We start from the raw sequence: 23,718 nt of genomic DNA on the forward strand, positions 1-23,718 counted from the left end.
ATCCCGGAGCCCCATCATGACCCATCTGACCGTTCCCTTCGATGTAACCAACACTGGTCTACTGGTAATCGATCCCTACAACGACTTCATCTCCGAAGGCGGCAAAATCTGGCCTCGCATCCAAGCCGTTGCAGAAGCAAACCACTGCATCGAGCATATGGCGCAGATCCTGCGGGCAGTTCGCGAAGTGAAGATGCCAGTTTTCTTCGCGATGCATCATCGCTATCGCGAAGGTGACTACGAGAATTGGAAGTATATCGCGCCCATCCAACGTGCCGCTTGGCATCGCAAGAGCTTTGCATATGGCACCTGGGGCGGCGAATTCAGGGCCGAATTCGTCCCTGCTGCTGGCGAGAGTGTAGCGCAAGAGCATTGGTGTTCGAGCGGCTTCGCCAATACTGACTTGGACAACCTGCTCAAGCGCCGCGGAGTCCAGCGCGTGATCGTGATTGGCCTGATCGCACACACATGTATCGAGGCAACGGTAAGGTATGCAGCAGAGCTCGGATATGATGTGACCGTCATAAACGATGCGGTAGCCGATTATTCGGACGAGATGATGCGCGCGGCACTCGAGATCAATATGCCGAATTATGCGAACGCGATCGTCTCAACGGAAGAGGTCTTACAGGCGATCGTCCTGGCCGGAGCCACAGCGGCTGCAGCCGAATAAGATACGGCTTCGGAAGCCGGTCGCCAACCCGACGCCCTCTTTTCACATTGCAATCAAACGGAGCATAATATGGATCAGCGGTCCAAAGTTCTCTATACGGCGAAAACCCATGTCAGCGGCGGCCGCGAACACGGCGTGGCCCGAAGTTCCGATGGTCAGCTCGATCTCAAGCTCGGCCTTCCCGGCACTCCGAAGCCCGGCACGAATCCGGAGCAACTTCTTGCGGCCGGGTGGTCGGCTTGCTTTGAGAGCGCCATAGGCATTCTTGTCAAGCAACAGCACATCAAGCTCATAGGTGAAGTGACCATAGACGCTGAGGTGGATCTAAATCTGTCGCCCACAAGCGGATATTTCCTCACAGCACGCCTCGCTGTCGGGATACCCGGCGTGGATAACGAAGTTGCGCAGCGGCTGATTGAGGAAGCGCATCAGATATGCCCTTACTCGAAGGCGACGCAAGGGAACGTTGCGGTCACATTCACGGTAGTTTGAGGGCTGCGTTTTTTTGGCCGATGCAACGTTGTTGATTGCCACCGAGAATTGACCTGGTGGTGGAGTGAAAAGGCTTATCGCAAAGCTTTTGCACTAAGGTTGCTTCGATGTTTGGCTGATGAAAAGGTCTCCAATTTTTTTAAGTGCGGTTTTATGATCCTGAATGCGGTTGCTGAAAAACTGAAACGCCCGCCGAAAGTCGATTTCAAAGGTCGACAATTCCAGGCATGGCTGATCATTCGAGCCGCCTAGTGCCGGGGTTCCCGCGTCCGCCGGTCCGCATTTAGATGGCCGACGGTTACGGCAGTCAGGCACAGCGGGACCGTAAGAACGATGTTGACAGCGGCAAGCAGGCCCCGCTCATGGGCGCAAGGTCCAGCGTCTGAAGGCTGAAGGAAGAAAAGGTGGTGAAACCGCCGCAGACGCCGATCATGAAGTCGACCCGTCAAAGTTCCTGGAAGACAGTCCTGTCTGGCGCCACTGGCAGGGTGCTGACGAATGCAATGGCGAAGGAGCCGGCTGCGCTGATGAGCTTGATGCCCCAGGGCATGGCCTGGCTGAACCATGTCAGCCTGTAGCGCCCAATTGACTGATCGCGCCGCTTGCGGCGATCGCAAGACAGTTGACGAAGTGGATAGCCATGGTCGGGCAAACTCCACAGGTGGATGCGCACCTGTGAGCATCGGCTATCGGTTGTGGCGGTTCTCGGAATTTTCCGTCGAACAATCCGATCGGTCGATCCAGCCCTAGCGGACCGACCCGCGAAACGGCGAGAATCCGGGCGTATTTGGCTTTTCCCGGCTCGGGAGCAAGGCGCTAAACCCTGGGAATAGGGAAACCAAAGTCAGTTGTACCGGCAATGCCGCCGGCAGCTCCCTCGTGGGAGCCTCTATTACGACGGGATACAAATGCGATGATTGTTCAGACAGCCGGTGAAAGTCGCGCTCTGGCACAGCGCTCGGGGAACATGGCGGAGATTGTCCGCGTCCTGCCGGAGGAAATTCCTGTCGCCCTCGTGTTCGACGGGTCGACCGCCGCAGTGATGATGGCAACGCCGGCGGACATCGAGGACTTCGCCATCGGGTTTTCCCTCACGGAAGGGATCGTGCGAGCACGAGAGGAAATCCGTGCGATAGAATGCATCGATCAGGAGCATGGAATCGAAGCTCGCGTCTGGTTGTGGCCGGACCGCAGCGACGTGCTGGCAAAGCGCAGGCGGAATGCGGCCGGCCCGGTCGGCTGCGGCCTTTGCGGCATTGAGAGCCTGGCGCAGGCGATCCGCCCGCTGCCGCGAAACGACCAGTTTCAACAACTTCTGTCGTTCGGCGAAATCCGACAGGCCGATGAGGCGCTGCGGGAGCGCCAGCCGCTGCATCAAAGAACACGCGCAACCCATGCTGCCGGCTTTCTGCACGCTGGCGCAGGTATCCTGGCAACGCGGGAAGATGTCGGCAGACACAATGCTCTCGACAAGCTTGTCGGGGCGCTCGAGGGGGCGGCCATTGATCCGGGAGAGGGCGCCATCCTGATGACGAGTCGTGTGTCTGTCGAACTGGTGCAGAAATGCGCCATGGTGGGTTGTCCCTGCCTCGTGGCCGTGTCAGCCCCGACGCTCCACGCCCTCCGACTTGCCGAGGATGCGGGAATTACGATTGCCGTAGCCGGCAGAAACCGAGCGCTGGAGGTCTTTACCCATCCCGAGCGGATCTTCGACGAGGGGCGGGACTGGCGAGGAAACCCGGTTCGGAGGAGCGGGACCTTCCCTATGGAGGCTGTGCGTCATGACTGAGAATATCGATTATCGCTCCATAGCCCGTTGTGCAATGGGCCATCTGCTGCCGGTCGCGCTCCGCTGGGATTGGCACGAGTGCAGGATCACCACACGACGGGAGCGCCTGAAGCCGGAGCGACAATGCCCCGATGGATCGGCTGTAAATGCTGACCCTTGCCGCTTCACCGGCAGGACGCTGCCTCTGCGGGCGGTTCTGGATTGTCATGTGCGCGGCCAGAAGGGCGGCATATGACCGGCGCCCGAACGGCCTGGCAACTCGCCGCCCGCTTGCCGGCTTGGATAAATGCCGGGCGGGCCATTCATGCGGGCAACGTTGCATTAGCCGCGATCCTTACCTTATCGATCGCGTTTATCTTCGATCTACAGAACACGTTCTGGGCCCTTCTGACCGTCCCGCTGATCGTCAGGCCGCAGTCTGGGGCGACAGTCTGGCGCAGCGCCGCCCGCATTGGTGGAACTCTGCTGGGCTGTTTCGTCGCACTTTTCCTGGTCGGATTTTTCGCTCAGTTACCTGTTGCGATGATCGCCGCCTTGAGCCTCTGGCTCTTCGGTGTTGGCTTCTGGGCGCGCCTTGAAAGCGGATCGGACGCCTACGCCTATGCCGTCGCAGGATTGACGACGCTTGTCATCGTCCTGGATACGGGTTCCGCCGCGGGTGAGGTTTATACATTTGCTCTGGCGCGCACCACAGAGACCTTCATTGCCGTCGCCAGCGTCTTTGTAGTGCTTCTGGTGGTTTTTCCGCATTCCGCCGCAGACGATGTTGCGCAGAACATCCGGGCTGCCCGGGAAGTTGCCTTCAAGATCGGTAGAGAAGCAGTTGCCATGCGTCCCGTGCTGAATGTGGGCGATCACAAGACAGCAATCGCTCTCCTCGCGGTTATCGCCACCGATCTGCGCGCACGCAAGTACGAGCGTTCGCGCCGTAACGACCGTCTTGGCCAAGCGATCGCCGTCGCGCAAGACCTCACTCGCATCGTAGTGGAAGCCGAAGGCGTGCGCCGGACCCTATCGGAAATTGACCCGAAAGAGCGCGTCGCAGCCCTGAAAGAAGCACGTGAATGGCTGGAGAGGGTTCTCGCGCGGGCATCGGAGCCGCAGGAGAGTTCCCGGTGTTGTCTGCTGGAGGCTGAAAGCGTCGAGGACGTCCGGTCCTCGATCGAAGCGGCGCGGTTGGCCGACCACATCCGGCAATCCGGAACTTTCGGCGACGCATCGCTCCGGCAGGCGGCAGCCCTTTTCCAGTTGCGTATGTTCGCCGGTACCGTCAGCGATTTCCTGAAAAGCGAAGCCGCACTTTCCGACCCGGGATCGCCGCCAACGCCGTTCATGCCCGTTGCAAACCGCTACCCGGATCTTATCGCCGCCTGCGAGACGGGATTGCGGCCCATGATCGTCTTCCTCAGCTGCGCCGCTCTGTGGCTGTCGACCGGCTGGACCGATGGCGGACTGCTTGCGCTGATCGCGAGCGGTTTCACCCTGGTCCTGCCCAGCATTATTCCGAGACCGGTGAGGCTGCACGCGGGCAAGCTGCTCGCGCAGGGGTTCTCGGTCGGTGCCGTGATTTCACTTCTCCTCATGGCATGTCTTTCCAGCCTGGAAGGCTTTTCAGTCCTCGCGCTGCTCCTCGGATCGGCCGTCTTTGTCATATTCTATGTTGCGGGGGATTTACCCCGATTGCCGCTGGCGATCGGTTCGACCGTCATGATCGCCATCGCCCTTCAACCGTCGAACACGCCGCTCTACAGCCCCATCAGTCTCGTCAACGAATATGCTGGCCTCGCCCTGGCGCCAGTCGCGCTTATTTCCGGTCTGACGATCCTGTTTCCGGAAAACCAGGCTTGGCTCAAAAGGCATCTGCGGCGTGGTACCAGCGTCCTTCTCGCGAGGGCCACGGCGGAGGTACGGCCGATCGACGAACATGTCTTTTCGGTCCAGATGATCGACATCCTGGGCGACTATGGGGCCGATCTCGATGCAGACGATCCGCACGCCGCACATCTGATCGACCGGGCGCGTATGGCTAGGCTTGCCGGACAGGAGTGCTACCGCATGAGGCGGCTTGGCGCGTCGGGCGATCTGCCGCCAGAGCTCGGGTCCTTGGCCGGAGCTCTGGTGTCCACCGTTCGAAAGGCGGTCGAAGATCCTTCGTCGGCCATCCGGTCGGATGCGGTGTTTCAGGATCTTGTACGTGCCGTTGGCGAATGGATCTGCAAGGGCGATTGCGAGGACAGGCAATATCTCGCTGTGTTCCATTTTGCGGCAAGTGCCGGACTTTGCCGAATTCTTGTCCGGTCCGGCGACCTGTCGCCAACCCCTCGAGTGCAGGCGGAGCGGGTCCATGCATCATGAAATCGCGGTTCTCGGCATGCTCGTGCCGTCGCTTTTAATTTGTGCCGTCGGGGCCGGGGTCCTCTGGTTCGTGGTGGATGGACTGATGCTGCGCCGCGGCTGGTGGGCGTTCTTTCTGCATCCCCCTCTTGCAAGGCTCGCGCTCTTTGTCTTGCTCGTCACCGCAGTCGCAGGTCTCTGGCCGGACTTTTAGATCAGCGGACGTTCACCCGGAACCGGCCGGCCTCTCAGGGGCGGCCTAAGACCGGGTTCCTTCCACAATGCCGGGGTTCTCATGCTTGCCATTCGTCTCCTTTTCACCGCATCCATGGTTGTTCTCGCAGTCTGCGGCGGCATCTTCGTCTGGAACCAGGTATTCCGGGATCCCTGGACGCGCGACGCCCATGTGCGGGCGGATGTCGTAGAAATCGCGCCAAGAATTTCGGGAGAAATCAGCGATGTGGTTGTTGCGCGCAACACCCTGGTGAAGCCGGGAGACATTCTCTTCACGATCGATCGCACCGACTATGAACATGCCCTGGCCGAGGCCGAGGCGAACCTGAAAAGCGCCAGGGCGCTGGCTACGCTCAAGGCACAGCAGCTCGATCGGGACAGAACGCTGGCGCGGCGGGACAGTCCGGCAATATCCACCGTCGGCCTTCAGGATGCGCAACTCGACCTGAATGCCGCCAATGCCGTCGTCGAAGGGGCCGGTGTCGCGGTAAGCGTTGCCAGAACCAACCTTGAACGCACGGTGATCAGGGCTCCGGTCAGGGGGTGGGTGACAAACCTCAATTTGAGCAAGGGCGATTTTGCGACCACGGGTCAGCCGGCGCTCGCGATCGTCAATTCGTCCTCCTTCAGGGTCGACGCATTCTTTCTCGAAACGATGCTGCCCAGAATCAGCGTCGGCGACGAGGCCAGGATACAGCTCATGTCGGGCGGCGAAGTGTTGCAGGGTCGGGTCGCGGGCATCTCTACCGGCATATCTTTCAGCCAGGATGCTTCGGCGAACCTCCTTCAGAACCCGACGCCTTCGTTTCAATGGATCAGGCTCGCCCAGAGGATCCCGGTGGAAATCGAAATCGATAACAAGCCCGATGGGACGCCTCTGTTTAATGGCGCTACGGCAAGCGTGATCATCGAAACGCCTGTCGGCGCGCCTACCGAGACGCTCTGGCAACGCATCGTGGCCGCCTTTCGCTAGTGCCGGGAAGCGGAAAGACCATTCTTGCAGGATTTGTACAGCGCATTCCCGAACGTAAATCCCAACATGCAGTCTGGCGGTGCTGAAGTCCTTGCCTTCAGTCTCAACGCAGGAAATCAACATGCAATCGACTATGACCGCAACCTCCACCACACCGGCGTTCGCCGACTGCCAGCGGGACATCGACAAGGTCAAAGATACGGCATTAAGTTCGTCCGTACGATGCCGTGCGCACCTACCGTCGCAGCGAGCGGGGCGCCAATCTGCCCGCAAAAGACTACCAAGGCCGGGCCAGGGCCATCTGCAATCGCGCCTTGGCCGGCGATCACCACTGGGTTTCGAGCGTAAGCAATGAGGTTGCATGCCGTGGCCATTTCGGACCCGGCCAGCTGGTATTCCAGCCGGTTGGAAGTTGGATCTTTCCAGCTCCTTGCCAATCTTGGTCAATCAGTACCGTCTCGATCAACTCGCCTTGAAGTCCAGCGAGATCCAAGTGTGCCGGTGGTTAAGATCTGCCGCAAGGAGGGAATCAGTCAGGCGACCTACTTCAACTGGAAAAGGACGTATGCGGGTCTCGGCCTCACTCGCAACTCACTTGGCAAACCCCGGCTGAGTTTGCATCCACCTTCAACCCGATTCGGGCTCTGACGCTGCGCAACGTGAAAAGCTCCGTGCCAGCGCCCGCCGCTTCACCCGCCCGTCAGGGCAAACCCAACGCCGGAAACGAACTCAAAACTGAATAAAACCTGGGGGCAAGGTCAACACCAACCTGAGTTATCAGGTTGAGAGCCATCTCGGGGCCGATGCCGCAAGTTTGGCTTTCGAGACTCGAGTCAGGGGGTGCCTGCGGGCCGCGCCATAACGACCAGATTGCCCACTGATTCCTGAACCGCCTCATCGTTCTGGTTTAGCGTTGTGCTGCGCACTTTGATCATTCCCTGCGTCGGGCGGGATCTGAATGGTTGCAACTCCAGAACTTCCGAGACGACATGGAGAACGTCACCAGGGCGGACTGGGCGAGGCCATTTAAGCGATTCGAAACCCGCTCCAATGATGCCATTGATCGGGGTCATTTCGCCGCCGACCAATAACCGCATGGTCAGCGCTGCAGTATGCCAGCCGCTTGCCACCAAGCCGCGAAAGAAGGAGTCCTTGGCTACCGCCGGATCGAGATGGAAGGGTTGCGGATCGAATTCTTTTCCGAAGCGGATGATCTCATCCTCGGTCACCGTAGTGCTTCCGGAACCGAATGTCTGTCCTACTTGGAAATCCTCGAGATACATTCCTGTCATGGTCTCTCCTTTTTCCAATCGGCGGCACTATCGCGACCTGTTCAACAATTCCGAGGAAAGCATCGCCTTGAACCAGCTGAAGAAACTGCCCGAGGCGGGATTGCTGTCGACGAGTCCGGACCCTGCGCAGAAACAGAAAACCGTCTACAGCCTGACCGAGTCGGTCATCCAACCGGTTTCGCTGCAGGTGCATGGGGCTGGCGCCACACACCTGCAACGCAGGAATTCTGCATCTGCGCCCAACTGCATGAAAAAGGCGGTTCGGAGACCCGCCGAAGTGCCGGTTATAAGTGCGACCTTGCCGTCGAGGAGGCCCACCGCCTCAAACCAGATCCGCGTCGAGCGTGATCACCGCGCGCATCAGCTTCGAGACTGGGCAGTTGAGTTCGGCCTGGCGCGCGAGATCGCGAAACTTCGCGTCATCGATTCCCGGCACTTGGGCGCGAAGCGTCAGGTCGGAGCGTGAGATGGCGAAGCTTTGTCCATCCTGCTCGAGCTTCACCGCCGCCTCGGTCGTGAGCATCGCCGGTGTAAAGCCTGCCGCCTGAAGCTGAAAGGCGAGCGACATGGTGAAGCACCCGGCATGCGCCGCGGCGATCAACTCTTCCGGATTCGTCCCCTTATCGCCCTCGAAACGCGTGCGGAACGAGTAGGCAGTTGCATCGAGCGCGCCCGAATCGGTGAACAGTTCACCCGATCCGTCGCGTCCGGTTCCCCGCCATATGGCCTTGCCTTTGCGTACCATCGATAATCTCCTAGATCAGATCAGAAAGCGGGCGTCGCAGCGCGCGCAGCGGCCAGCGCATCGGTCCACCAGGCCAGCTCGTCCAGCATCAAGTCGGCGTTCGACCCGATATAGGAAAGGCTCGCGACGTCGCGGCCGCCCTGAAGCGCATCGAAGAAGTCGCCGCCCTGGATGGAACCGCCATTGCGCGTAGGCGCCATCTGGAGCTCGACCGTGATCAGGCGCAGCTGCTCGGAGGCGCCCGGCTTGCGCGCCCATTCGGGATAGGCATAGTCTAGCTCATTCTTCAGGATACCGGAGGTAGCCTGATTATATTCGGCGGTGACGAAGATATCGCCGTCGAAAACGGACACCCTTTTCTGCCAGCGCTGCGCCACCCCGTTCGCCGAGGGGACATAAGCGTTCTGTTCGTCGAAAAAGGGCATCGGATAGTCGCGAGGATCGACCAGTTCGACCTCCATGTCGTCGCGCGCTGGCGCGAGATCGTAAATCCACTTCGCGGGCTTGTCGGCAAAGCGCGCCGCGCGTCGTCCCAATGATAATGGCAATCCGGAGGTTTCCATGACTCTATGCACATGCGCTGGGTTCAACTGAAGGTAAATTCGGCGACGTCGATCGACACCATGAGCGGGTCGAACCGAACACTGAGATCGTCATTTCGCTGATAGGCGCGTCGGCGAGTCGGCAGCTTCATTCGCTCGACATCGACATAGTCGGCGACAAGATGCGCCGCCGCAAAACCGCCGGCGACATCGACATGATAATCGTGGCGTCGCAGCAAGCCATCGGGTCCGAAGTAGAAGTCCTGTACGGTGCTGTGTGTCGCGATCCTGTCGGGAAAGGACGCTCGCAGTCCTCTCCATATTTCATCACCGTCCTCGATCGCAGGAACATCGTCGATGCTGAAATCGAGGTCGGCGAGCAGAAAGGGCACGTTGAAGTAAGTCCAGAGAGCATAGCCGCTGAAATAGGCACGGTGCAGCGGATCCCACGGCGTCTTCGGTTCATGCCCCGCGAATGCGACGCGTGGGTTCGATCGTTCGGCGATGATCGCTCCGCTCCCGTCCTCGATCGCAATGCGGTCGGGCGTGAAATACGAGGTCCAGTCGGGGTTCCCATAGCGTTCGAGCGAGCCCCACTGACGGTGCAGGTCGGCGGTCGTGCGGCGCGGGTCCGCATCCTGCTCGATGCCCTTGATGCCCCAAAACTCGCCGCCCGTTACGATTGTCGCCGAGAGGAATTTATGGCTACGCCACTCGGCGAGCCCGCCATGCGCGTCGAGCGCGTCGGACAGTAGCGGGTGCATCGTCATTGCCCCGCGTTCCGCTGGGCGTTCGCTTCGCCGGTATATTTGGCAAGGCGTGCCTCGACATCGGTGTTTGCCTGAAGCCCCTCCTTCAGCAACCGCCCGATCAGTTCCTGCGCCGCCGGGCGCTGAACTGATTCCAGAAAAGCGGCCCATTCGGCGCCGATCTCATCGTCGGGCGGCAGGCTTGCCTGGTTCACCAGTCCCTTGATCTGGCCGATAGACTGTTTGTCGAACGAAGCGATACGGCGCGCCAGCATGTCGACGAAGCCATCGAGCTCGGCGTCGGGAAGAGCGCGGTTCACATAGCCATAGCGCTCGGCGAGTTCGCCATCGATATCGTTTCCGCTGAGCAGGATTTCAAGCGCGCGGCCGCGGCCGATGAGACGCGGGAGCCGCGCCATCGGCCCCCCGCCCGGCACGAAGCCGGCTCCGATCTCGAACTGGGAGAGGATGGCCTTTTCACGGCTGGCAAAGCGCATGTCACTGGCCAGCGCCAGCTCGCTGCCGACGCCGGTTGCACGGCCACGGATCGACACGATCGAAACGACCGGAGCCTTGCTGAGGCGGACAAGCATGTCGGGTAGTTGAGGAAGGCCCGTCGGTCCGAGTGGCAAGCTCGTTGTCTGTTCGAGTGGCACGGTGAAATCGTAATGTGTCAGGAAGAAGCCTGGGATGGCGCTGTCGAATACAACGACCTTCAGGGCGGGATCGCTTTCGATCGCCGTGATGACGCGATTGAGGGGCGCCATTGAATCCGGTCCGTAAATGTTGAACGGCGGCTTGTCGATCGTGACCCGCCAGTAGGCCGGTGTCACCTTGGCGATGCGAAACTGTTCGCTCTGTGCGGCCGACACCTCTGCGGAAACCGCCACAGGTGGCTTGGATAGAACCGCACCGGCAATCGCCAGTCCCGCCAGTGGCAACGTCGTCATGAGCAGGCGTGTGAATTTCATTTGTCCGTCCTTTCGAAAAAGCTGTTCGGGACGGAAGATACGCAGGTGCGGGCGGCACTCCAATTGCACCTAGGTATTGCAAGCTCCGAAGGAAATGACCAGCGCACTTACCTTCCGCGAACACGGCCCCGAGGCCAAGCTCGTTCGCGATAGCTCGCCGGAACTCGTCAATTGTCTCTTTGAAGAGTGGGACCAATCTAATCTCGGTAGGCAGACCTATCTGGAATAGCTGCTGGGGGCCTTTGCTGAGGGATACCTCGGGATACCAGTGCACAATTGAATGACCCGCTCACACAGATCGCCTATATTGAGGTATTAGGTCAAAAAAACGCAGGTTTTGCGAATTGAAATCCATGTCTAGTTTCTTTTCCTGCAGCATTTCAGATTATGCATGTCGTCAACTTGCAGAAGTCGAAATCTAAGAGCAGTATCTTAAAGCATTTTAGTCAAGCTTTTGATGTAGAATTCGAGAGATTCAAAAAATGATCTACTGAGTAGGCGTTTTTTGTGGAAAGTTTATTATGTTGTGTCGAAGAGAGTTCTCACTGAATGTGTCAACATCACCGTTTGGATTTCGGAGGCTAAATCAACATCCGAGTTCTGCTTGGCCTACTAGCGATACAAATCTCAAGCCTGTTCCGTTGGTTTTCGAGTGACGGCTGAGACGTTGCACACCAAAATCGCGACAAATCACTCTATAACCAGCACGCTGCCGCTTCCGTGGTGCTTCCGTAACCCAAAATTAGGATCAATAGCATCAGGGTTAGTGTTGTTAAGTGATTGTATCTATGATATAAAATTGGCGCACCCGACAGGATTCGGACCTGTGACCTCTGCCTTCGTCAAGCGCGCACCTCCACTCGTTCGTTCGAAGATGGTAAGGCCTAAACGAGCCTCCATCTGGGAAATTGTCCGACTAAGCGTGGACTGTTTCACGCCAAGCGCCTGGGCAGCTTTTCTGAAACTGCCATGACTTTCCGCCGCCGCGGCAAACCGCAAATGCCTGATCTCGATGGAACGTCCGAGTTTGGGCGAACTTTGTTTCGGTAAACCGTCCTGCCTCGGCTTTTTGGTCAAGAGTTCTGTCGCTCCAGTTCGAAGGTGAGTGGAAGGTTTCCGCGCATCTCGACTGCTCGATGGTGAGAGAAGGGGGCTGGCCGTTCCCAGGAGCGACCAAAACAAGGAAGTCCGGTGAACGAACTGCCACGCGGGCGCACAGAGAAAATGGCCGGTGGGCGCACACGGCTGCCGGTATGCCCACCGGCCAAGTACCAGGAAAGCGTGGTTTCAAGCCGCTTTCCTGGTGGGGAGGACCTGAGAATAGCCGAACGTCAAAAAGCTGAGGATTTGGTCTAGTAGAACTTCGCTTTCTATCACTCTGGCAGAGCGGCGGTCACAAGAATTTCGATAAGGATGTCCGGTGACGCCATCAAGCACTGTGCTGTGGCTCGCGTCGGCGCGGCGCCGGAGGCTGTCCATGCGTTCCAGATTTCGTTCATGTCCGCGAAATCCCGGGCGATATCCTTGAGCCAGATCTGCGCAGTTAAGAGCCGACTCTTGTCAGTGCCGGCCTGCAACAGATAGTTATCGACCGTCGAAAGGACCTGCCTCGTTTGTCCCTTGATGTCCTGACTACGATCTTTAGCGGTCATGCCACCAACAAAGACAGTTCCGTTGAAGATGACAACGCGGCTGCTGCGCTGATCGGTCTCGATGCGATTTATCGTAGTCACGCTGTTTCCTCATATTTTACTGTATCAAGGAGTGTTTTCACTTGCTGTCAGCGACAAGTGGTTAGTGGTGGAGCACTTGGCTCAGAAACAGTTTGGTTCGCTCGTGACGGGAATTCTTGAAGAAATCCTCGGGGTTGTTCTCTTCAACAATTCTGCCGCCATCCATGAACACGATCCGATCGGCCACCTGACGGGCAAAGCCCATTTCATGTGTGACGCAGACCATCGTCATGCCTTCACCGGCCAGTGCGACCATGGTGTCGAGCACCTCCTTGATCATTTCAGGATCAAGTGCAGAGGTCGGCTCGTCGAACAGCATGACACGGGGCCGCATGCAAAGTGAGCGAGCGATCGCTACCCGCTGTTGTTGGCCACCGGAGAGCTGAATGGGGTATTTGTGGGCTTGCTCGGGGATTTTGACTTTCTCGAGAAAGTGCATCGCCACCGCCTCGGCGTCCTTCCTCGACATCTTCCTCACAAAAATCGGGGCCAATGTGCAGTTTTCGAGAATTGTCAGGTGGGGAAAGAGATTGAAGTGCTGGAACACCATGCCAACCTCACGCCGCACCTCGTTTATGCTCTTCATGTCGTCATGCAAGGGATGTCCCTCAACCTCGATCGTGCCGGACTGATGCGGCTCAAGCGCGTTTATGCAACGGATCAGGGTGGACTTGCCCGAGCCAGACGGTCCGCAAACAACGATGCGTTCGCCGTTTTCAACCGTCAGGTTCACATCATGCAGCACCTGATAGGCTCCGAACCATTTGCTCAGATCTTGAATGCAGATTGCTGGCACATCAGGAACGGGCTTCTTTAACAGGGCTGTCACTGCTCTCTCTTTCATTATCTTAGGCAGACTTGAGGATGACGCATTTGCTTCGCCAAGGTATTCGAATTGCATTCACCTTGCCGCATGCGTCGCAATATCGTCTTCTTCAGCAGGATCATCCGCCAGCTCAGCGGCAATCACGCCCAAAGACATCGGCTTCAAGGGCGGACGTATCCGAAAGTAGCCGGTTTGTTGCATGGACTGGCCAAGGGTCTCTGCGACGACTTCGCTAACAGCCAGCCCGCAAACCCGTCCCTGACAGGGCCCCATACCGGCACGAAGCATGAATTTCACCTGATTTGGTCCCGGTGCCCCGTCGCGAACCGCCTGTCGAATCCGACCTGCAGTCACCGCTTCGCAGCGACATAAGACAGTTGTGTCCGCCGGTTTACGCAGGTGTTTCGCGGGCCTGTAGAGACTGTCGAGAAAGGGGCGCGTGGAATTTGCGCGGGCAAGCGCACGCCTCAAACCAGACGTCTCCAGACCCGCGATATGGCGGCCAACAAATGTCCCTTCAAGCCAGGCAACCTCGGCACCACCAATGCGCGCGCCGTCACCGGCCATATAGAGGTCTTTGTCAACCCGCATTTCCTGATCCCGGTCGGGAAGAAATGCATGCTGCGCAGTGCTCCAGGTGTGAGGGAGACGCAAAAGACGGCTTGCCTGCTGATTTGGGACCACCCCGCCATGCAGCCCGACGGTCTCAGCTTTTATGCACCGCTCACGACCCCGCCAATCGCGGAACCTCAGCGCCCGCGCCCGGAAATCTCCATCGATGTGCAAGTCTGTTGCAGCCAGATGGATCGGGACACCGGCTTGGCGGACCTTGGTGATAAGGCCGAGACCTTTTTTCAAGGGTCCGGGATATCTTAAGGCGGAAGGCAGCTTCCAGGACGCCGAAAGGTAATCCATGGCTCCAACGCATTCAACAACCGCTAGCGGCGGCGTGCCGGCTTTGATCATCTGGGCCGCCAATAGCCACAAAAGCGGACCGGCTCCGGCCAGAACTGCCTTATCCGAACTCAATTGCGCGGATTTAAGCAAAATTTGCAGTCCGCCGGCCGTCATGACACCAGGGAGTGTCCATCCGGGTACTGGAATAGGGCGCTCCACCGCGCCTGTTGCAAGCAGAAGCCTGTCAGGACGCACGATCCGGGAACCGTCCGGTCCGGCACAGTGCAGTACAATCCCATCATCGTCTATCTCGATATGCCACAAGGTATGCTGCGGCAGATAGTGCGCTCCACAGGAGAGAAACTGCTGCACGCGGTCCCGCCCCTCCACATATTCGGGACCCATGCGTTCCGCATGAGTCGGCGCAGCGCTACCTGCGGCGCGCCAGATCTGTCCCCCGGGCTCGAGCTGATCGTCAATGACCGTAACATCAAGACCCGCCTCACGCGCGGCGATCGCGGCCCCGAGGCCAGCCGGGCCGGCTCCGACAATACCCAGATGAAGTTTGGTGCCTGGTTTTCTCATTTGCGAGCGCCCCGCTGCGTGCAGATACGCATGCCTTCGGTCAGTCTGACTTGGCATGCCTGCCGGTTGGGGATGCCATCCACTTCGACCAGGCACTCAAAACACGTTCCCATCATGCAAAAGGGGGCTCTTGGCTCGTCCGTCACTGGGTGTATCCGGCTCGACCGGACACCTGCTCCGATCAAAGCCGCGGCCACAGTGTCTCCAGATCGCCCGGTCAGTTCTCTGCCGTTCCATAAAAAGCTTATTTCCTGCCCATTCCCGGCAGGTGCGGCATTAATGCGCTTGAACATGAAATCTCCGGGCAGACATGGCTTCAACTTGAGGGGTTATGGCGCTCTCGGCGATCATCGGTGCCAGGCGCATGGCATGTACTGGCGCCAGGGTGACACCCGAGTGGCAATTCGCAGCGAAAAGGCCTGGATAACCGGGGAAAGTATCGTAGATGGGGAAACTGTCTTCGGTCATGGAGCGGATACCACCCCAAGAGCGCACGAGATTGATTTCCGACAACCAGGGGAACATCTGAATGCCGCGGCGGGCGACTTCACGGATCACTGATGCTGATGACCGGTCATCTGATCCGGCTTCCGGCTCCTTGCTGTCACCCAAAAGGATGGTACCTGCCTCGGTCTGCCTCACCTTGTGAGTGGGGAGGGCGATGCGTGAGGTAACACGCTCGGAAACAAGAATCTGTCCTTTGAGGGGAAACACGGGAATGTCCAACCCAAGCGACTGACCGAGAGCCTTGTTCCCGGTTCCGGCAGCCAGTACGAGCGAAGGACACTCGAAGCGTTCCTCACCAGAATGAACTGTCCATATTCCACTCTTCTGGCTGAGGTCGGTAACCTGGCGATTCGACAAGATCCTTCCGCCGGACTTGAGGATCGATCGCTGCATCGAGAGCAAGAGAGCGTGCGGACTGACGTGGCCGTCCTGCCCGCAATATCCGGCACCTACAACATCAGACCCAATGCCGGGCAGTAATTCAGCCGTTTCCTTATGATCTAGAATTCGAAGATCGAGCGCGTTTCCGCCTTCGATGCGCCGCATCCTTTCAAACAGCGCGCGCCGATCGTCCAGTTCCGCTTCGTTCAAACACAGGTGAAGGCCGCCTTCTCCAAGGAAGCTGCAGGAAATGCCTGTTTCGTTGAGCAAATCGTCCTGGAATTCCGGCCACAGATGCAGTGCTTCACGTGTCCAGCGTGCGTAATCCGGCAGGCTATCGCCTTTCGACTGCCCCCATACTAGACCGAAATTCGCCCGTGCAGCCCGTTCGGCTTCATCGGATCCATCGAGAACGGTGACGTTAAGGCCTAGGCGTGCCAGGCCCACGGCAATGGCCGATCCGACCATGCCACCACCGACAATAAGAGTGTCGCACCGATGGGTCATTCGTTCGGCCTCGCGATCAACTCGAGGAACCGCCGGCTACGCTCCGCCTTGGGAGCAGTGAAGAAGTCGTCAGGCTTGGCTACTTCAACGATTTCCCCCTTGTCCATGAAGATGATCCGGTCCGCCGCGCTTTTGGCAAAACCCATTTCATGAGTGACGCAAATCATCGTCGTTCCCGCTTCGGCCAACTGGCGCATCACAGTCAGCACCTCACCAACCATTTCCGGATCGAGTGCGGAGGTGGGTTCGTCGAACAAGATCGCCTTGGGCTGCATCGCCAGCGCACGGCAAATCGCGATACGCTGTTGCTGACCACCGGAGAGTGCGCCAACCGGCGAGCGTTCCTTCTCGGCTAGTCCCACCAGTCTAAGCAACCGGCGAGCCTCAGTTTCAGCTTCCGCGCGTTTCATTACGCCCGCCCTCACAGGTGCCAGAGTGATATTGTGAAGAACGTTAAGATGAGGGAACAGCGCATAGTTCTGGAATACCATTCCTACCTCGAGCCGCACCTTGCGCCAGCTCCGTTCGGAATGGCCGTTGACCTTCTCTCCCGCGATCCGGATCGTGCCCGAGGTTATTTCCTCAAGTCCGTTGATGCAGCGGATCAGCGTGGACTTGCCGGAGCCCGAGGGCCCAAGCACAACCACGACCTCTCCTTTCGCAACGGTCAGGTCAACGTTGTTCAATGCACGAATTCCGCTACGAAACTGCTTGCAGAGCGAAGTAACTTGAATGAGAGGTGCCGTCATCATTTGACCTCTCCAGATGTGCGGGTTTGCCGGTTTCGCCTGATAGTGCGAGCACGGATGAATTGGTAATGGTTCATTAGCCTCTCTCCACCGCTGGAATCGGTTCTACCATCGGTTCGGATTCAGCTACGGTTTGATGATGCACTGTTCTGGCGGACACGATGCGTCGCTCCATCCAGGCTGTAAGCATGTTCAAACTGAAGCAGATTACAAAATAGACGCAGAGAACAAATGCGTAGACAGCGAACGCTGGGCTGTCCCCGGTCATCATCGTGGTGCGTTCCACGATGATTTTCGCGGTCCGCAGGAACTCAGCCGTTCCGACCAAAGTGGCAAGTGATGTCGCCTGTATCAGAAGAGAGAACAGGCCCGTGAAAGACGGCAATATCGGCAGTAAGATCTGCGGTACAAGCACGAGAAAAAGCGTTTCCCAGGACCGCAATCCGAGCGCGAGTGCACTCTCGCGCTGATGCTTGGGAATGGCATTGAAGCCACCTCTAATTATTTCAGAACCGTTTGCGCTACCCCAGCTTGTGAGGCTCACCAAAGCGCCTGTGAAGGGGCTAAGAGATAGGCCAATCAACGGCGCGCCGAAATAGACGAATAGCAGATTAACAACCAAAGGTATGTCGCGAAACACTTCGACGTAGATCAGAGCGACCCACCTGAGAAATCGGTAGCGCGACACCGACATAATGCCGAATACGAGTGAGATGATTACGGTCAAAAACAAAGTGAGCGAAGCCAGTTGGAAAGTAACGAATAGTCCACGTCCCAACAGCGGTAGGCTGTCGATAATCAGTTGCATATTGTCCACCTCACGCGGTGCGGAACGGCGCATGCAGCACCGTTTCAAGCCGCCGAACGCCGCCGGAAAGCAACAGAACGATGGCCAGATAGATCACGCCAATCGAAAAGAACATCTCAAGAGTTCTGAAATCCATGGAAACACGGTTCATCGCAACGAACGTGAGTTCCGCGACACCGATTGCCTGCAGATAGGACGAATTCTTGAGAACAGAGACTGCTGTGTTCAGAAGGGCTGGAATGGCCACTCGCAGGCCGATTGGCAGCGCGACAAGCCGCAGGTACTGAATAGGTCTCAAACCGAGTGAGAATGCAGCTTCCCGAAGGCCTTTGTCTACGGCAGCCAGGCCCCCTCTAATGTTCTCGGTATTGTAGGCGCCGCCCCATAGCGAAAGAGCTAGGACACCGGACCAGAAGCCGTCCAACCCCAATCCCAGTGATGCCAGCCCGTAATAGATGAAAAAAAGTTGGACGAGCAGTGGAGTGGAACGAATAAAATGCACATAGGCGGAAGCAAGCTGTGAGAGCAGCGGGATTTTGAACAAGCGGACGCTTGCGCAGACCGTGCCGATGACGACCGAGAAAGCGATCGATATCAGGCTGATCAGGATTGTCATCCAGAGGCCGCTAAGGAGATCTGGCGCCGCTCCCCAAATATAGGGAAAATTGAAGTCGTAGTTCATGTGCATTCTTCCGGGTAGCAGAGCATCGTCAATTCGGAAGAGCGAGGGGGATGCTCTAACACTTTAAGATCGCTTGTCTCTCAGTAACTCAATCGTTTTAAATTGAGTGTCCGATGATCGAGGGAGCGGACCTGTTCAGCAGGTCCGCTCCGCCGTGGTATAGGGAGGAGTCCCACGGCACTTATTCGGTCGGCTTTTTCGACATATCCCAGAAATTCAATTTCACATCGATATCGTCGCCTTCATAGTAAGCTTCGAACCACTCACGGAATTTGCCTTCAGCGGCCATCTTGCTCAGTGATGCATTTACGAAGTCGAGGAATTCGCTTTCGCCCTTACGGACGGCCGCAGCCCGCAGTGTTATTTTGAATTGCTCATCAAGCAGTCGCAGTTTTTGGTTTTGAGCTGTTAGGGTCATCAGCACAGGCGTATCGTGGGCATAGCCTTCCACGCGTTCTTGCAGGAGAACCTGGATGCTGTCCGAAACACCGTCGAGCAATGTACGTGTGATGTTGGGGTAGTTTTCCTCGAAGTACGGAATTGCCAAGGCTCCCTTCACAAACACGACGTTCTTTCCGTCGAGATCCGCGACCGTCTTGTAGGGATCATCAGCACGCACAACCATGCCTTGGGATGCCCAGGCATAGGGCTGGCTAAAGTTCACGACTTCGGCCCGCTCGGGGGTAATGCCCATGGTGGCGATCAGAAGGTCCACCTGCCCGCCAACGAGTAGCGGAACGCGGTTGGCACTGGTGACACAGACGATCACCGCCTTTGCGTCGTTACCGAAGGCATACTGGGCAATCTGATGTCCCATGGCCACCTCGACTCCCACAGGAGTTCCGGAATTGTCGAGGAAACCCTCCGGCGGATAATCACATTTCGCACCGACACGGATAACACCTTCGTTCTGGATGGCCTCGGGTACCGTCGGCAAATCTTGAGCGGCGGCAACTGTTACGCTAGCGAGAACCGCAATTACGCCAGCGGCAATCTTTGGAGCGGAAAGTCTTAACGTCATGAAGATCCCCTTCTTGGTTGGCTTTCCAGCCCTGTCGAAACATATCTCTGAGTAGGGCTGTTATTAAGTCAGCGTATGTAGCCCCTCGTTTCTTCGTCGAATTGAGCTTCCTAGTTTTCGGGCTTAGTGTAAATAAAGTCAAAGAATAAAATATCATTAAGATATAACTTCAAGTCATGCATATGGGCGGCGCAAATATCCTCAATATCTGGAGGTGTGCGGACATCCCGAAATCACCGGCGAGCCAACAGTTCAGAAATGATTTTGTTAATTCGATCATGCGACAGCTGCGGCCGCGCCAGAGAAAACTGCCCATCTACGGCGGGCATTCATCTGCAATAAGCAGCGTTTTGGAATCGCCAGGACAACGAACAATTTTCGTCAGATTGATCTGATCCATTGCTGGTCATGAGTAGCCCTAGCGCGACCAGATGAGCCGCGACTTCCTCAGATTTTTTCCCTCACCTAGCCGCGCAAGGTCTCTCAGATAAATCAATACCCTGGAAAAACAGCCTTGCTCCATGAAACTGGTATCATCCGAAGGGACACCTAAGGGGGTATCTACCCCGCGAGCCGCACGGCCTAATTGACCGGGGGCACATTATTGGTGATAAAAACCTGCGAGTTAAGCAGAAGCGCGGCCATGCTAACGGCTTGAGTGAGTGCGCAAATTACAACGCCAGCGGAATCATAGAGCCCTACGGTATGGCATTCTTCAAGAGTGCCGCTGGTGACATCGAACACCGTAGTGAAACCAGCGTTTCGCAGTTGTGCGAGGATTGGTGCTGGGTCATAGCCGGCATTCTTGATAATCTGTGCTGCGGGCTCCTCCAATGCTCTGGAGATGCATTTCAGGGCGAGTGGATCATGAAACTCAAGTTCCGTTTGCTTGCGGACGGCATCCATTGCTTGCAATAGACTTACACCACCTCCAACTATCGCCCCGCTTTTGCGAACCATGGCAACAGCACGAAGCGCTGTGCTAATCCGGTCACGAGCTTCCTTGGCCTCGATTTCTGTGTGCCCACCGACATTGATAACAACAGACCGGCCTTCAAGATTGGCTAGCCGTTGCTCTAGCGCTTTATGGCCTCCTGAAGTATTCACCAATTCGGTACGTAATCCTTTGCAATGCTCTTCCAATGGAACCGGCCTCGGCCCAGGGTGCTGTATCAGCAGCACGTTGCGGTCAAAATGCAGTTGCAGGTCGGCCATCGTGCCTGCGGCACCCTCAATTCCGAGTGTTTGAACAAACTCCTTGCGATATACCGAAGCACCCGTCGCAGCCGAAAGGTCCGCAAGGAGGTCTTTTAACAGGAGGCTCGGCTTTGCCGCCTTGAAAGCAAAGATCCGGGCAACGTCCTCGCTCCGGTTCAAGACGAGCCCTGCCCGGGCTGCTCCTAGAATGTTTTCCGCAACGACGACGAGAGGGCGGCCCTTGGACGCCATTTCAATTACCGGCACAAGGGAGCCGAAGTCGTCAATCACCCCATCAAAAAGGTAGAATATCGGATTGTAGAGCGTTTCAGCCGTAACCTTCTTGGAAATTGCTAGTTCGGTGCATATGGGTGCAAGTTCCACGCGAATACCCTCAATGGTTACCATTGTGGTTTCACTCCGGTTGGCCACCTGTGCCAGCACCATTCCGTTTCCCGCCGAACTGACCGCCCGTGCAGCCAAACGTCCGAGCACACTATCACCGTTGGCGGCGTTTGTAGCCAACCGTTCAAGCTGACTGTTATCGCCTAACGATTTAGCGTTGCGTTCAAGCTCATGTGTGGCCTCAGCGGCAATGGCTTCAAGGATGGCTGTAAATTGACCGGCATCCACGCCTGATGCCAGATACCGTTGCCCTTCCCGCATAAGGGCATGGAACAAGATGCTGGCCGTGGCCGTTCCATCACCAGCAATATCACTGGTCTGAACGGCAAGATCCCGCACGAAGGCAATGCCCATACCCTTGAGGTGAGGCATTGGACTAAGCGCACGGATGGCGCTGACGGCATCCCTCATGATGGGGACGCCATAAGCCCGGTCAGCAACGACATAACGCCCCATGGGCCCTATCGTTATCGAAGCGATACGCGCCGCTAGAGTTATCCCTTCCATCACGCCGGAGACTGCGTCCTTCCCGGAATGAACTGTTTTTCCCATCCCCGTACTCCCTCCGGCCGGAAGGCCTATTCGGCAGCCAGCACAAACGGCGCCGGGGCCTGGTCCAAATCAGGCTTCAGCACGATGGTGTCCTGATAGCGCCAGCGAAGGGTTACTTGCTCACCTTTTCCGGGGACGAGGCGGGCCGAGTCGCTCAATTCTTGGCAGGTGAAGGTCGACCCGTCCGCAAGTTGAACGTAATGTTTGAGCACTCCCCCGAAGCTGATGCTGTCTACGAGATGGCCGCTCAGAACGTTCCAGCCGGCTTCAGCCACTGCCGTGGTGCTGCTCAACGATAGGCTTTCCGGACGGATCATGACGATCGCCTGCTGGTCTTGCCCGATTTGTGGGGTGGGGCGCGATGAATGAATGGCTCCGGTATCACATTGAACGGTACAGCCGCTAGCCGTTGCGGTCAGCTTGCCTTGCGCGACATTGGAGTCGCCCAGGAATGTGGCTGCGAACACCGTCTTGGGTTCGAAGTACATTTCCCGTGGCGTGCCCAACTGCTCGATCGCCCCTTTGTTCATTAGAACAATACGATCCGACATGGTGAGCGCCTCTTCCTGATCATGTGTCACATAGAGCGCCGTAATGTTGAGCTCTTCGTGCAGGCGCTTGATTTCTAGCTGCATTTCTTCACGCAGTTTTTTATCGAGAGCGCCAAGCGGTTCGTCCATCAGGATGATCGACGGCTTATAGACAAGGCAACGGGCGATCGCGATACGCTGCTGCTGGCCGCCGGAAAGTTCGGAAGGTTTGCGCAACGCCAAATTGGGCAGTCTGACTGTCTCCAATACTTCGCTAACCCGCCGCTTTATTTCTGCTGCGGCCACCTTTCGCACGCGCAATGGATAGGCCACATTTTCAAAGACGTTCATGTGCGGCATCAGGGCGTAATGCTGGAACACCATTCCCAGCCCGCGCTTGCCGGGCGAAGTGTGGGTGAGGTCCATTCCATCGATAATCACTTGCCCGCTATTGGGTGTGATCATGCCCGAGATAAGATTGAGGATTGTCGTTTTGCCGGATCCGCTTGGCCCCAGCAGGGTTACAAACTCTCCGTTCTTCACCGTAAGATTGGTTGATTGAAGGGCGGTAAGGTTGCCATATGTTTTTGAAACATTGACCAGCTCGACTTTGTTGTTACTCACGTTGCCTCCTGAAACAGCGTCATTCCTGATTGGCTGAAGCGTCTCCGCATGGTGTGGAGCGCGGTGTACCGGTGTGTTTGATCGATTTACGTGCTGACGGCTTTGAGCTTGCGGGATTGCCCCATCACCACGATGATCCCCACGACGAGCGCAATGATGGTCAGCAGTGTCGAAATTGCCGCCAGTACAGGCGAAATCTCGACGACGATCGAATCATACATGCGCACCGGCAGCGTTTTGGTGGAGATGCTTGTGAGGAACACGGCCAGGATCAGTTCGTCGAACGACAACAGCAACGCAAAGAGAGCGGAAGACACAAGGCCGTTTTTCATCAGCGGCAATGTCACCGTCCAGAACGTGTAAATTCTGCCCGCACCCATCGTGTAAGCAGCCCGCTCCAGCACCGGATCGACATCCCGCAACGTGGTCAGCAGCATGACGATAACAAATGGGGTCACGTAAATCGTGTGCGCCGCAATGAGGCCGATCGTCGTGCCCTGCAGACCGATTGTTGCAAAGTAGATGTACATCCCAAGAGCAACCACGATCAGCGGCACAAACATCGGGCTCAGCAGCAGAAACGTCAGAAGCTTCTTCCCGGGAAAATGGGATCGCGAGATGCCGTAGGCAGCCGTAGCGCCGAAGAACAAAGACAATGCCGACGAAAAAACGGCCACAATCAAGCTTTGCAAAGTCGCCCGCATCCATGATGTGCCGGTGAAGTATTGCTCGTAGAGGAAAAGCGAGAACTGGCGAGGCGGGAAGTACAGCTCGTTCTCGCCGCCAAACGACATCGGAATGACGATCAGGCTTGGCATAAGCAAAAAGGCCAGAATCAGCCAGGCAAACACGACCAGGGGCAGCGACGGCCGGAAGCCGCCAAGGGCATCCCCTTGAGGAATATTGACGTTGGCCATGGC

At 57.3% G+C, this 23,718-nt stretch carries 27 protein-coding genes and 2 pseudogenes; 10 read left to right on the top strand and 19 right to left on the bottom strand.

Translation table 11 applies throughout. The annotated features are described in order from the left end of the window. Positions 1-16: 16 nt before the first annotated feature. From ACX3M4_RS20785 to ACX3M4_RS20825, 9 genes and pseudogenes are all read left to right on the top strand, one after another. On the top strand, positions 17-673 hold the full coding sequence (locus ACX3M4_RS20785; RefSeq protein WP_459354884.1) for a cysteine hydrolase family protein: 657 nt from the start codon (positions 17-19) through the stop codon (positions 671-673). Positions 674-742: 69 nt separating this feature from the next. Further along, positions 743-1,165, top strand: a complete 423-nt coding sequence (locus ACX3M4_RS20790) for an organic hydroperoxide resistance protein (protein WP_459354885.1) — start codon at positions 743-745, stop codon at positions 1,163-1,165. Between the two features lie 153 nt (positions 1,166-1,318). Then, a pseudogene (locus ACX3M4_RS20795) lies at positions 1,319-1,411 on the top strand (IS6 family transposase); the annotation flags it as partial. Positions 1,412-1,569: 158 nt separating this feature from the next. Beyond that, positions 1,570-1,743: a hypothetical protein gene (locus ACX3M4_RS20800; protein WP_459354886.1), complete on the top strand. Its 174-nt coding sequence runs from the start codon at positions 1,570-1,572 to the stop codon at positions 1,741-1,743. A 335-nt stretch (positions 1,744-2,078) separates the two neighbouring features. Further along, positions 2,079-2,954, top strand: coding sequence for a formate dehydrogenase accessory sulfurtransferase FdhD (gene fdhD / locus ACX3M4_RS20805; RefSeq protein ID WP_459354887.1), 876 nt, complete (start codon positions 2,079-2,081; stop codon positions 2,952-2,954). Then, positions 2,947-3,189 (top strand): hypothetical protein, encoded by a 243-nt coding sequence (locus ACX3M4_RS20810; RefSeq protein ID WP_459354888.1) that lies wholly within the window; start codon positions 2,947-2,949, stop codon positions 3,187-3,189. The genes fdhD and ACX3M4_RS20810 overlap by 8 nt, the downstream gene beginning before the upstream one ends. Continuing rightward, positions 3,186-5,309: an FUSC family protein gene (locus tag ACX3M4_RS20815; protein WP_459354889.1), complete on the top strand. Its 2,124-nt coding sequence runs from the start codon at positions 3,186-3,188 to the stop codon at positions 5,307-5,309. Before ACX3M4_RS20810 ends, ACX3M4_RS20815 begins: the two co-directional genes overlap by 4 nt. Beyond that, positions 5,299-5,502: a DUF1656 domain-containing protein gene (locus tag ACX3M4_RS20820; RefSeq protein ID WP_459354890.1), complete on the top strand. Its 204-nt coding sequence runs from the start codon at positions 5,299-5,301 to the stop codon at positions 5,500-5,502. Before ACX3M4_RS20815 ends, ACX3M4_RS20820 begins: the two co-directional genes overlap by 11 nt. Positions 5,503-5,583: 81 nt before the next feature. Beyond that, positions 5,584-6,495, top strand: coding sequence for an efflux RND transporter periplasmic adaptor subunit (locus tag ACX3M4_RS20825; RefSeq protein WP_459354891.1), 912 nt, complete (start codon positions 5,584-5,586; stop codon positions 6,493-6,495). Between the two features lie 191 nt (positions 6,496-6,686). Here the strand turns inward: ACX3M4_RS20825 and ACX3M4_RS20830 are convergent, their stop codons facing one another. Next, the gene (locus ACX3M4_RS20830; RefSeq protein ID WP_459354892.1) at positions 6,687-6,869 is read right to left on the bottom strand and encodes a hypothetical protein; all 183 of its coding nucleotides are present in this window, start codon (positions 6,867-6,869) and stop codon (positions 6,687-6,689) included. A gap of 106 nt (positions 6,870-6,975) precedes the next feature. Between ACX3M4_RS20830 and ACX3M4_RS20835 the strand changes: the two are divergent. Then, a pseudogene (locus ACX3M4_RS20835) lies at positions 6,976-7,071 on the top strand (transposase); the annotation flags it as partial. Positions 7,072-7,328: 257 nt separating this feature from the next. Here ACX3M4_RS20835 and ACX3M4_RS20840 read toward each other — a convergent pair. From ACX3M4_RS20840 to ACX3M4_RS20925, 18 genes are all read right to left on the bottom strand, one after another. After that, on the bottom strand, positions 7,329-7,787 hold the full coding sequence (locus ACX3M4_RS20840) for a MaoC family dehydratase (protein WP_459354893.1): 459 nt from the start codon (positions 7,785-7,787) through the stop codon (positions 7,329-7,331). A gap of 322 nt (positions 7,788-8,109) precedes the next feature. Beyond that, the gene (locus ACX3M4_RS20845) at positions 8,110-8,532 is read right to left on the bottom strand and encodes an OsmC family protein (RefSeq protein ID WP_459354894.1); all 423 of its coding nucleotides are present in this window, start codon (positions 8,530-8,532) and stop codon (positions 8,110-8,112) included. A gap of 20 nt (positions 8,533-8,552) precedes the next feature. Next, positions 8,553-9,068 (bottom strand): NADPH-dependent FMN reductase, encoded by a 516-nt coding sequence (locus ACX3M4_RS20850; RefSeq protein ID WP_459354895.1) that lies wholly within the window; start codon positions 9,066-9,068, stop codon positions 8,553-8,555. Between the two features lie 50 nt (positions 9,069-9,118). Continuing rightward, on the bottom strand, positions 9,119-9,844 hold the full coding sequence (locus tag ACX3M4_RS20855; protein WP_459354896.1) for a hypothetical protein: 726 nt from the start codon (positions 9,842-9,844) through the stop codon (positions 9,119-9,121). Beyond that, complete coding sequence (locus ACX3M4_RS20860) at positions 9,841-10,794, bottom strand: enoyl-CoA hydratase/isomerase family protein (RefSeq protein WP_459354897.1); 954 nt, start codon at positions 10,792-10,794, stop codon at positions 9,841-9,843. The genes ACX3M4_RS20855 and ACX3M4_RS20860 overlap by 4 nt, the downstream gene beginning before the upstream one ends. A 786-nt stretch (positions 10,795-11,580) precedes the next feature. Further along, a complete protein-coding gene (locus tag ACX3M4_RS20865) occupies positions 11,581-11,976 on the bottom strand; it encodes a LysR family transcriptional regulator (RefSeq protein WP_459354898.1) in 396 nt (131 codons plus the stop codon). Positions 11,977-12,167: 191 nt separating this feature from the next. Then, positions 12,168-12,527: a RidA family protein gene (locus ACX3M4_RS20870; RefSeq protein WP_459354899.1), complete on the bottom strand. Its 360-nt coding sequence runs from the start codon at positions 12,525-12,527 to the stop codon at positions 12,168-12,170. A gap of 61 nt (positions 12,528-12,588) precedes the next feature. Continuing rightward, entirely contained in the window at positions 12,589-13,356 is a 768-nt protein-coding gene (locus ACX3M4_RS20875) for an amino acid ABC transporter ATP-binding protein (protein ID WP_459354900.1), read from the bottom strand. Positions 13,357-13,428: 72 nt separating this feature from the next. Further along, the gene (locus ACX3M4_RS20880) at positions 13,429-14,835 is read right to left on the bottom strand and encodes an FAD/NAD(P)-dependent oxidoreductase (RefSeq protein ID WP_459354901.1); all 1,407 of its coding nucleotides are present in this window, start codon (positions 14,833-14,835) and stop codon (positions 13,429-13,431) included. Beyond that, on the bottom strand, positions 14,832-15,128 hold the full coding sequence (locus ACX3M4_RS20885; RefSeq protein WP_459354902.1) for a (2Fe-2S)-binding protein: 297 nt from the start codon (positions 15,126-15,128) through the stop codon (positions 14,832-14,834). The genes ACX3M4_RS20880 and ACX3M4_RS20885 overlap by 4 nt, the downstream gene beginning before the upstream one ends. Then, a complete protein-coding gene (locus tag ACX3M4_RS20890; protein WP_459354903.1) occupies positions 15,112-16,230 on the bottom strand; it encodes an NAD(P)/FAD-dependent oxidoreductase in 1,119 nt (372 codons plus the stop codon). The genes ACX3M4_RS20885 and ACX3M4_RS20890 overlap by 17 nt, the downstream gene beginning before the upstream one ends. After that, positions 16,227-16,982 (bottom strand): amino acid ABC transporter ATP-binding protein, encoded by a 756-nt coding sequence (locus ACX3M4_RS20895; RefSeq protein WP_459354904.1) that lies wholly within the window; start codon positions 16,980-16,982, stop codon positions 16,227-16,229. Before ACX3M4_RS20895 ends, ACX3M4_RS20890 begins: the two co-directional genes overlap by 4 nt. A gap of 73 nt (positions 16,983-17,055) precedes the next feature. Beyond that, positions 17,056-17,787, bottom strand: a complete 732-nt coding sequence (locus ACX3M4_RS20900; protein ID WP_459354905.1) for an amino acid ABC transporter permease — start codon at positions 17,785-17,787, stop codon at positions 17,056-17,058. 10 nt (positions 17,788-17,797) lie between these two features. Next, complete coding sequence (locus ACX3M4_RS20905; protein ID WP_459354906.1) at positions 17,798-18,469, bottom strand: amino acid ABC transporter permease; 672 nt, start codon at positions 18,467-18,469, stop codon at positions 17,798-17,800. Positions 18,470-18,650: 181 nt separating this feature from the next. Next, entirely contained in the window at positions 18,651-19,490 is an 840-nt protein-coding gene (locus ACX3M4_RS20910) for a transporter substrate-binding domain-containing protein (protein ID WP_459354907.1), read from the bottom strand. A gap of 582 nt (positions 19,491-20,072) precedes the next feature. After that, positions 20,073-21,644, bottom strand: a complete 1,572-nt coding sequence (locus ACX3M4_RS20915) for a TCP-1/cpn60 chaperonin family protein (protein WP_459354908.1) — start codon at positions 21,642-21,644, stop codon at positions 20,073-20,075. 26 nt (positions 21,645-21,670) lie between these two features. Next, complete coding sequence (locus tag ACX3M4_RS20920; protein WP_459354909.1) at positions 21,671-22,798, bottom strand: ABC transporter ATP-binding protein; 1,128 nt, start codon at positions 22,796-22,798, stop codon at positions 21,671-21,673. Positions 22,799-22,884: 86 nt separating this feature from the next. Then, positions 22,885-23,715: an ABC transporter permease gene (locus ACX3M4_RS20925; protein WP_459354910.1), complete on the bottom strand. Its 831-nt coding sequence runs from the start codon at positions 23,713-23,715 to the stop codon at positions 22,885-22,887. Positions 23,716-23,718 lie beyond the last annotated feature (3 nt).

The sequence above is a fragment of the Roseibium sp. M-1 genome (assembly GCF_054515675.1).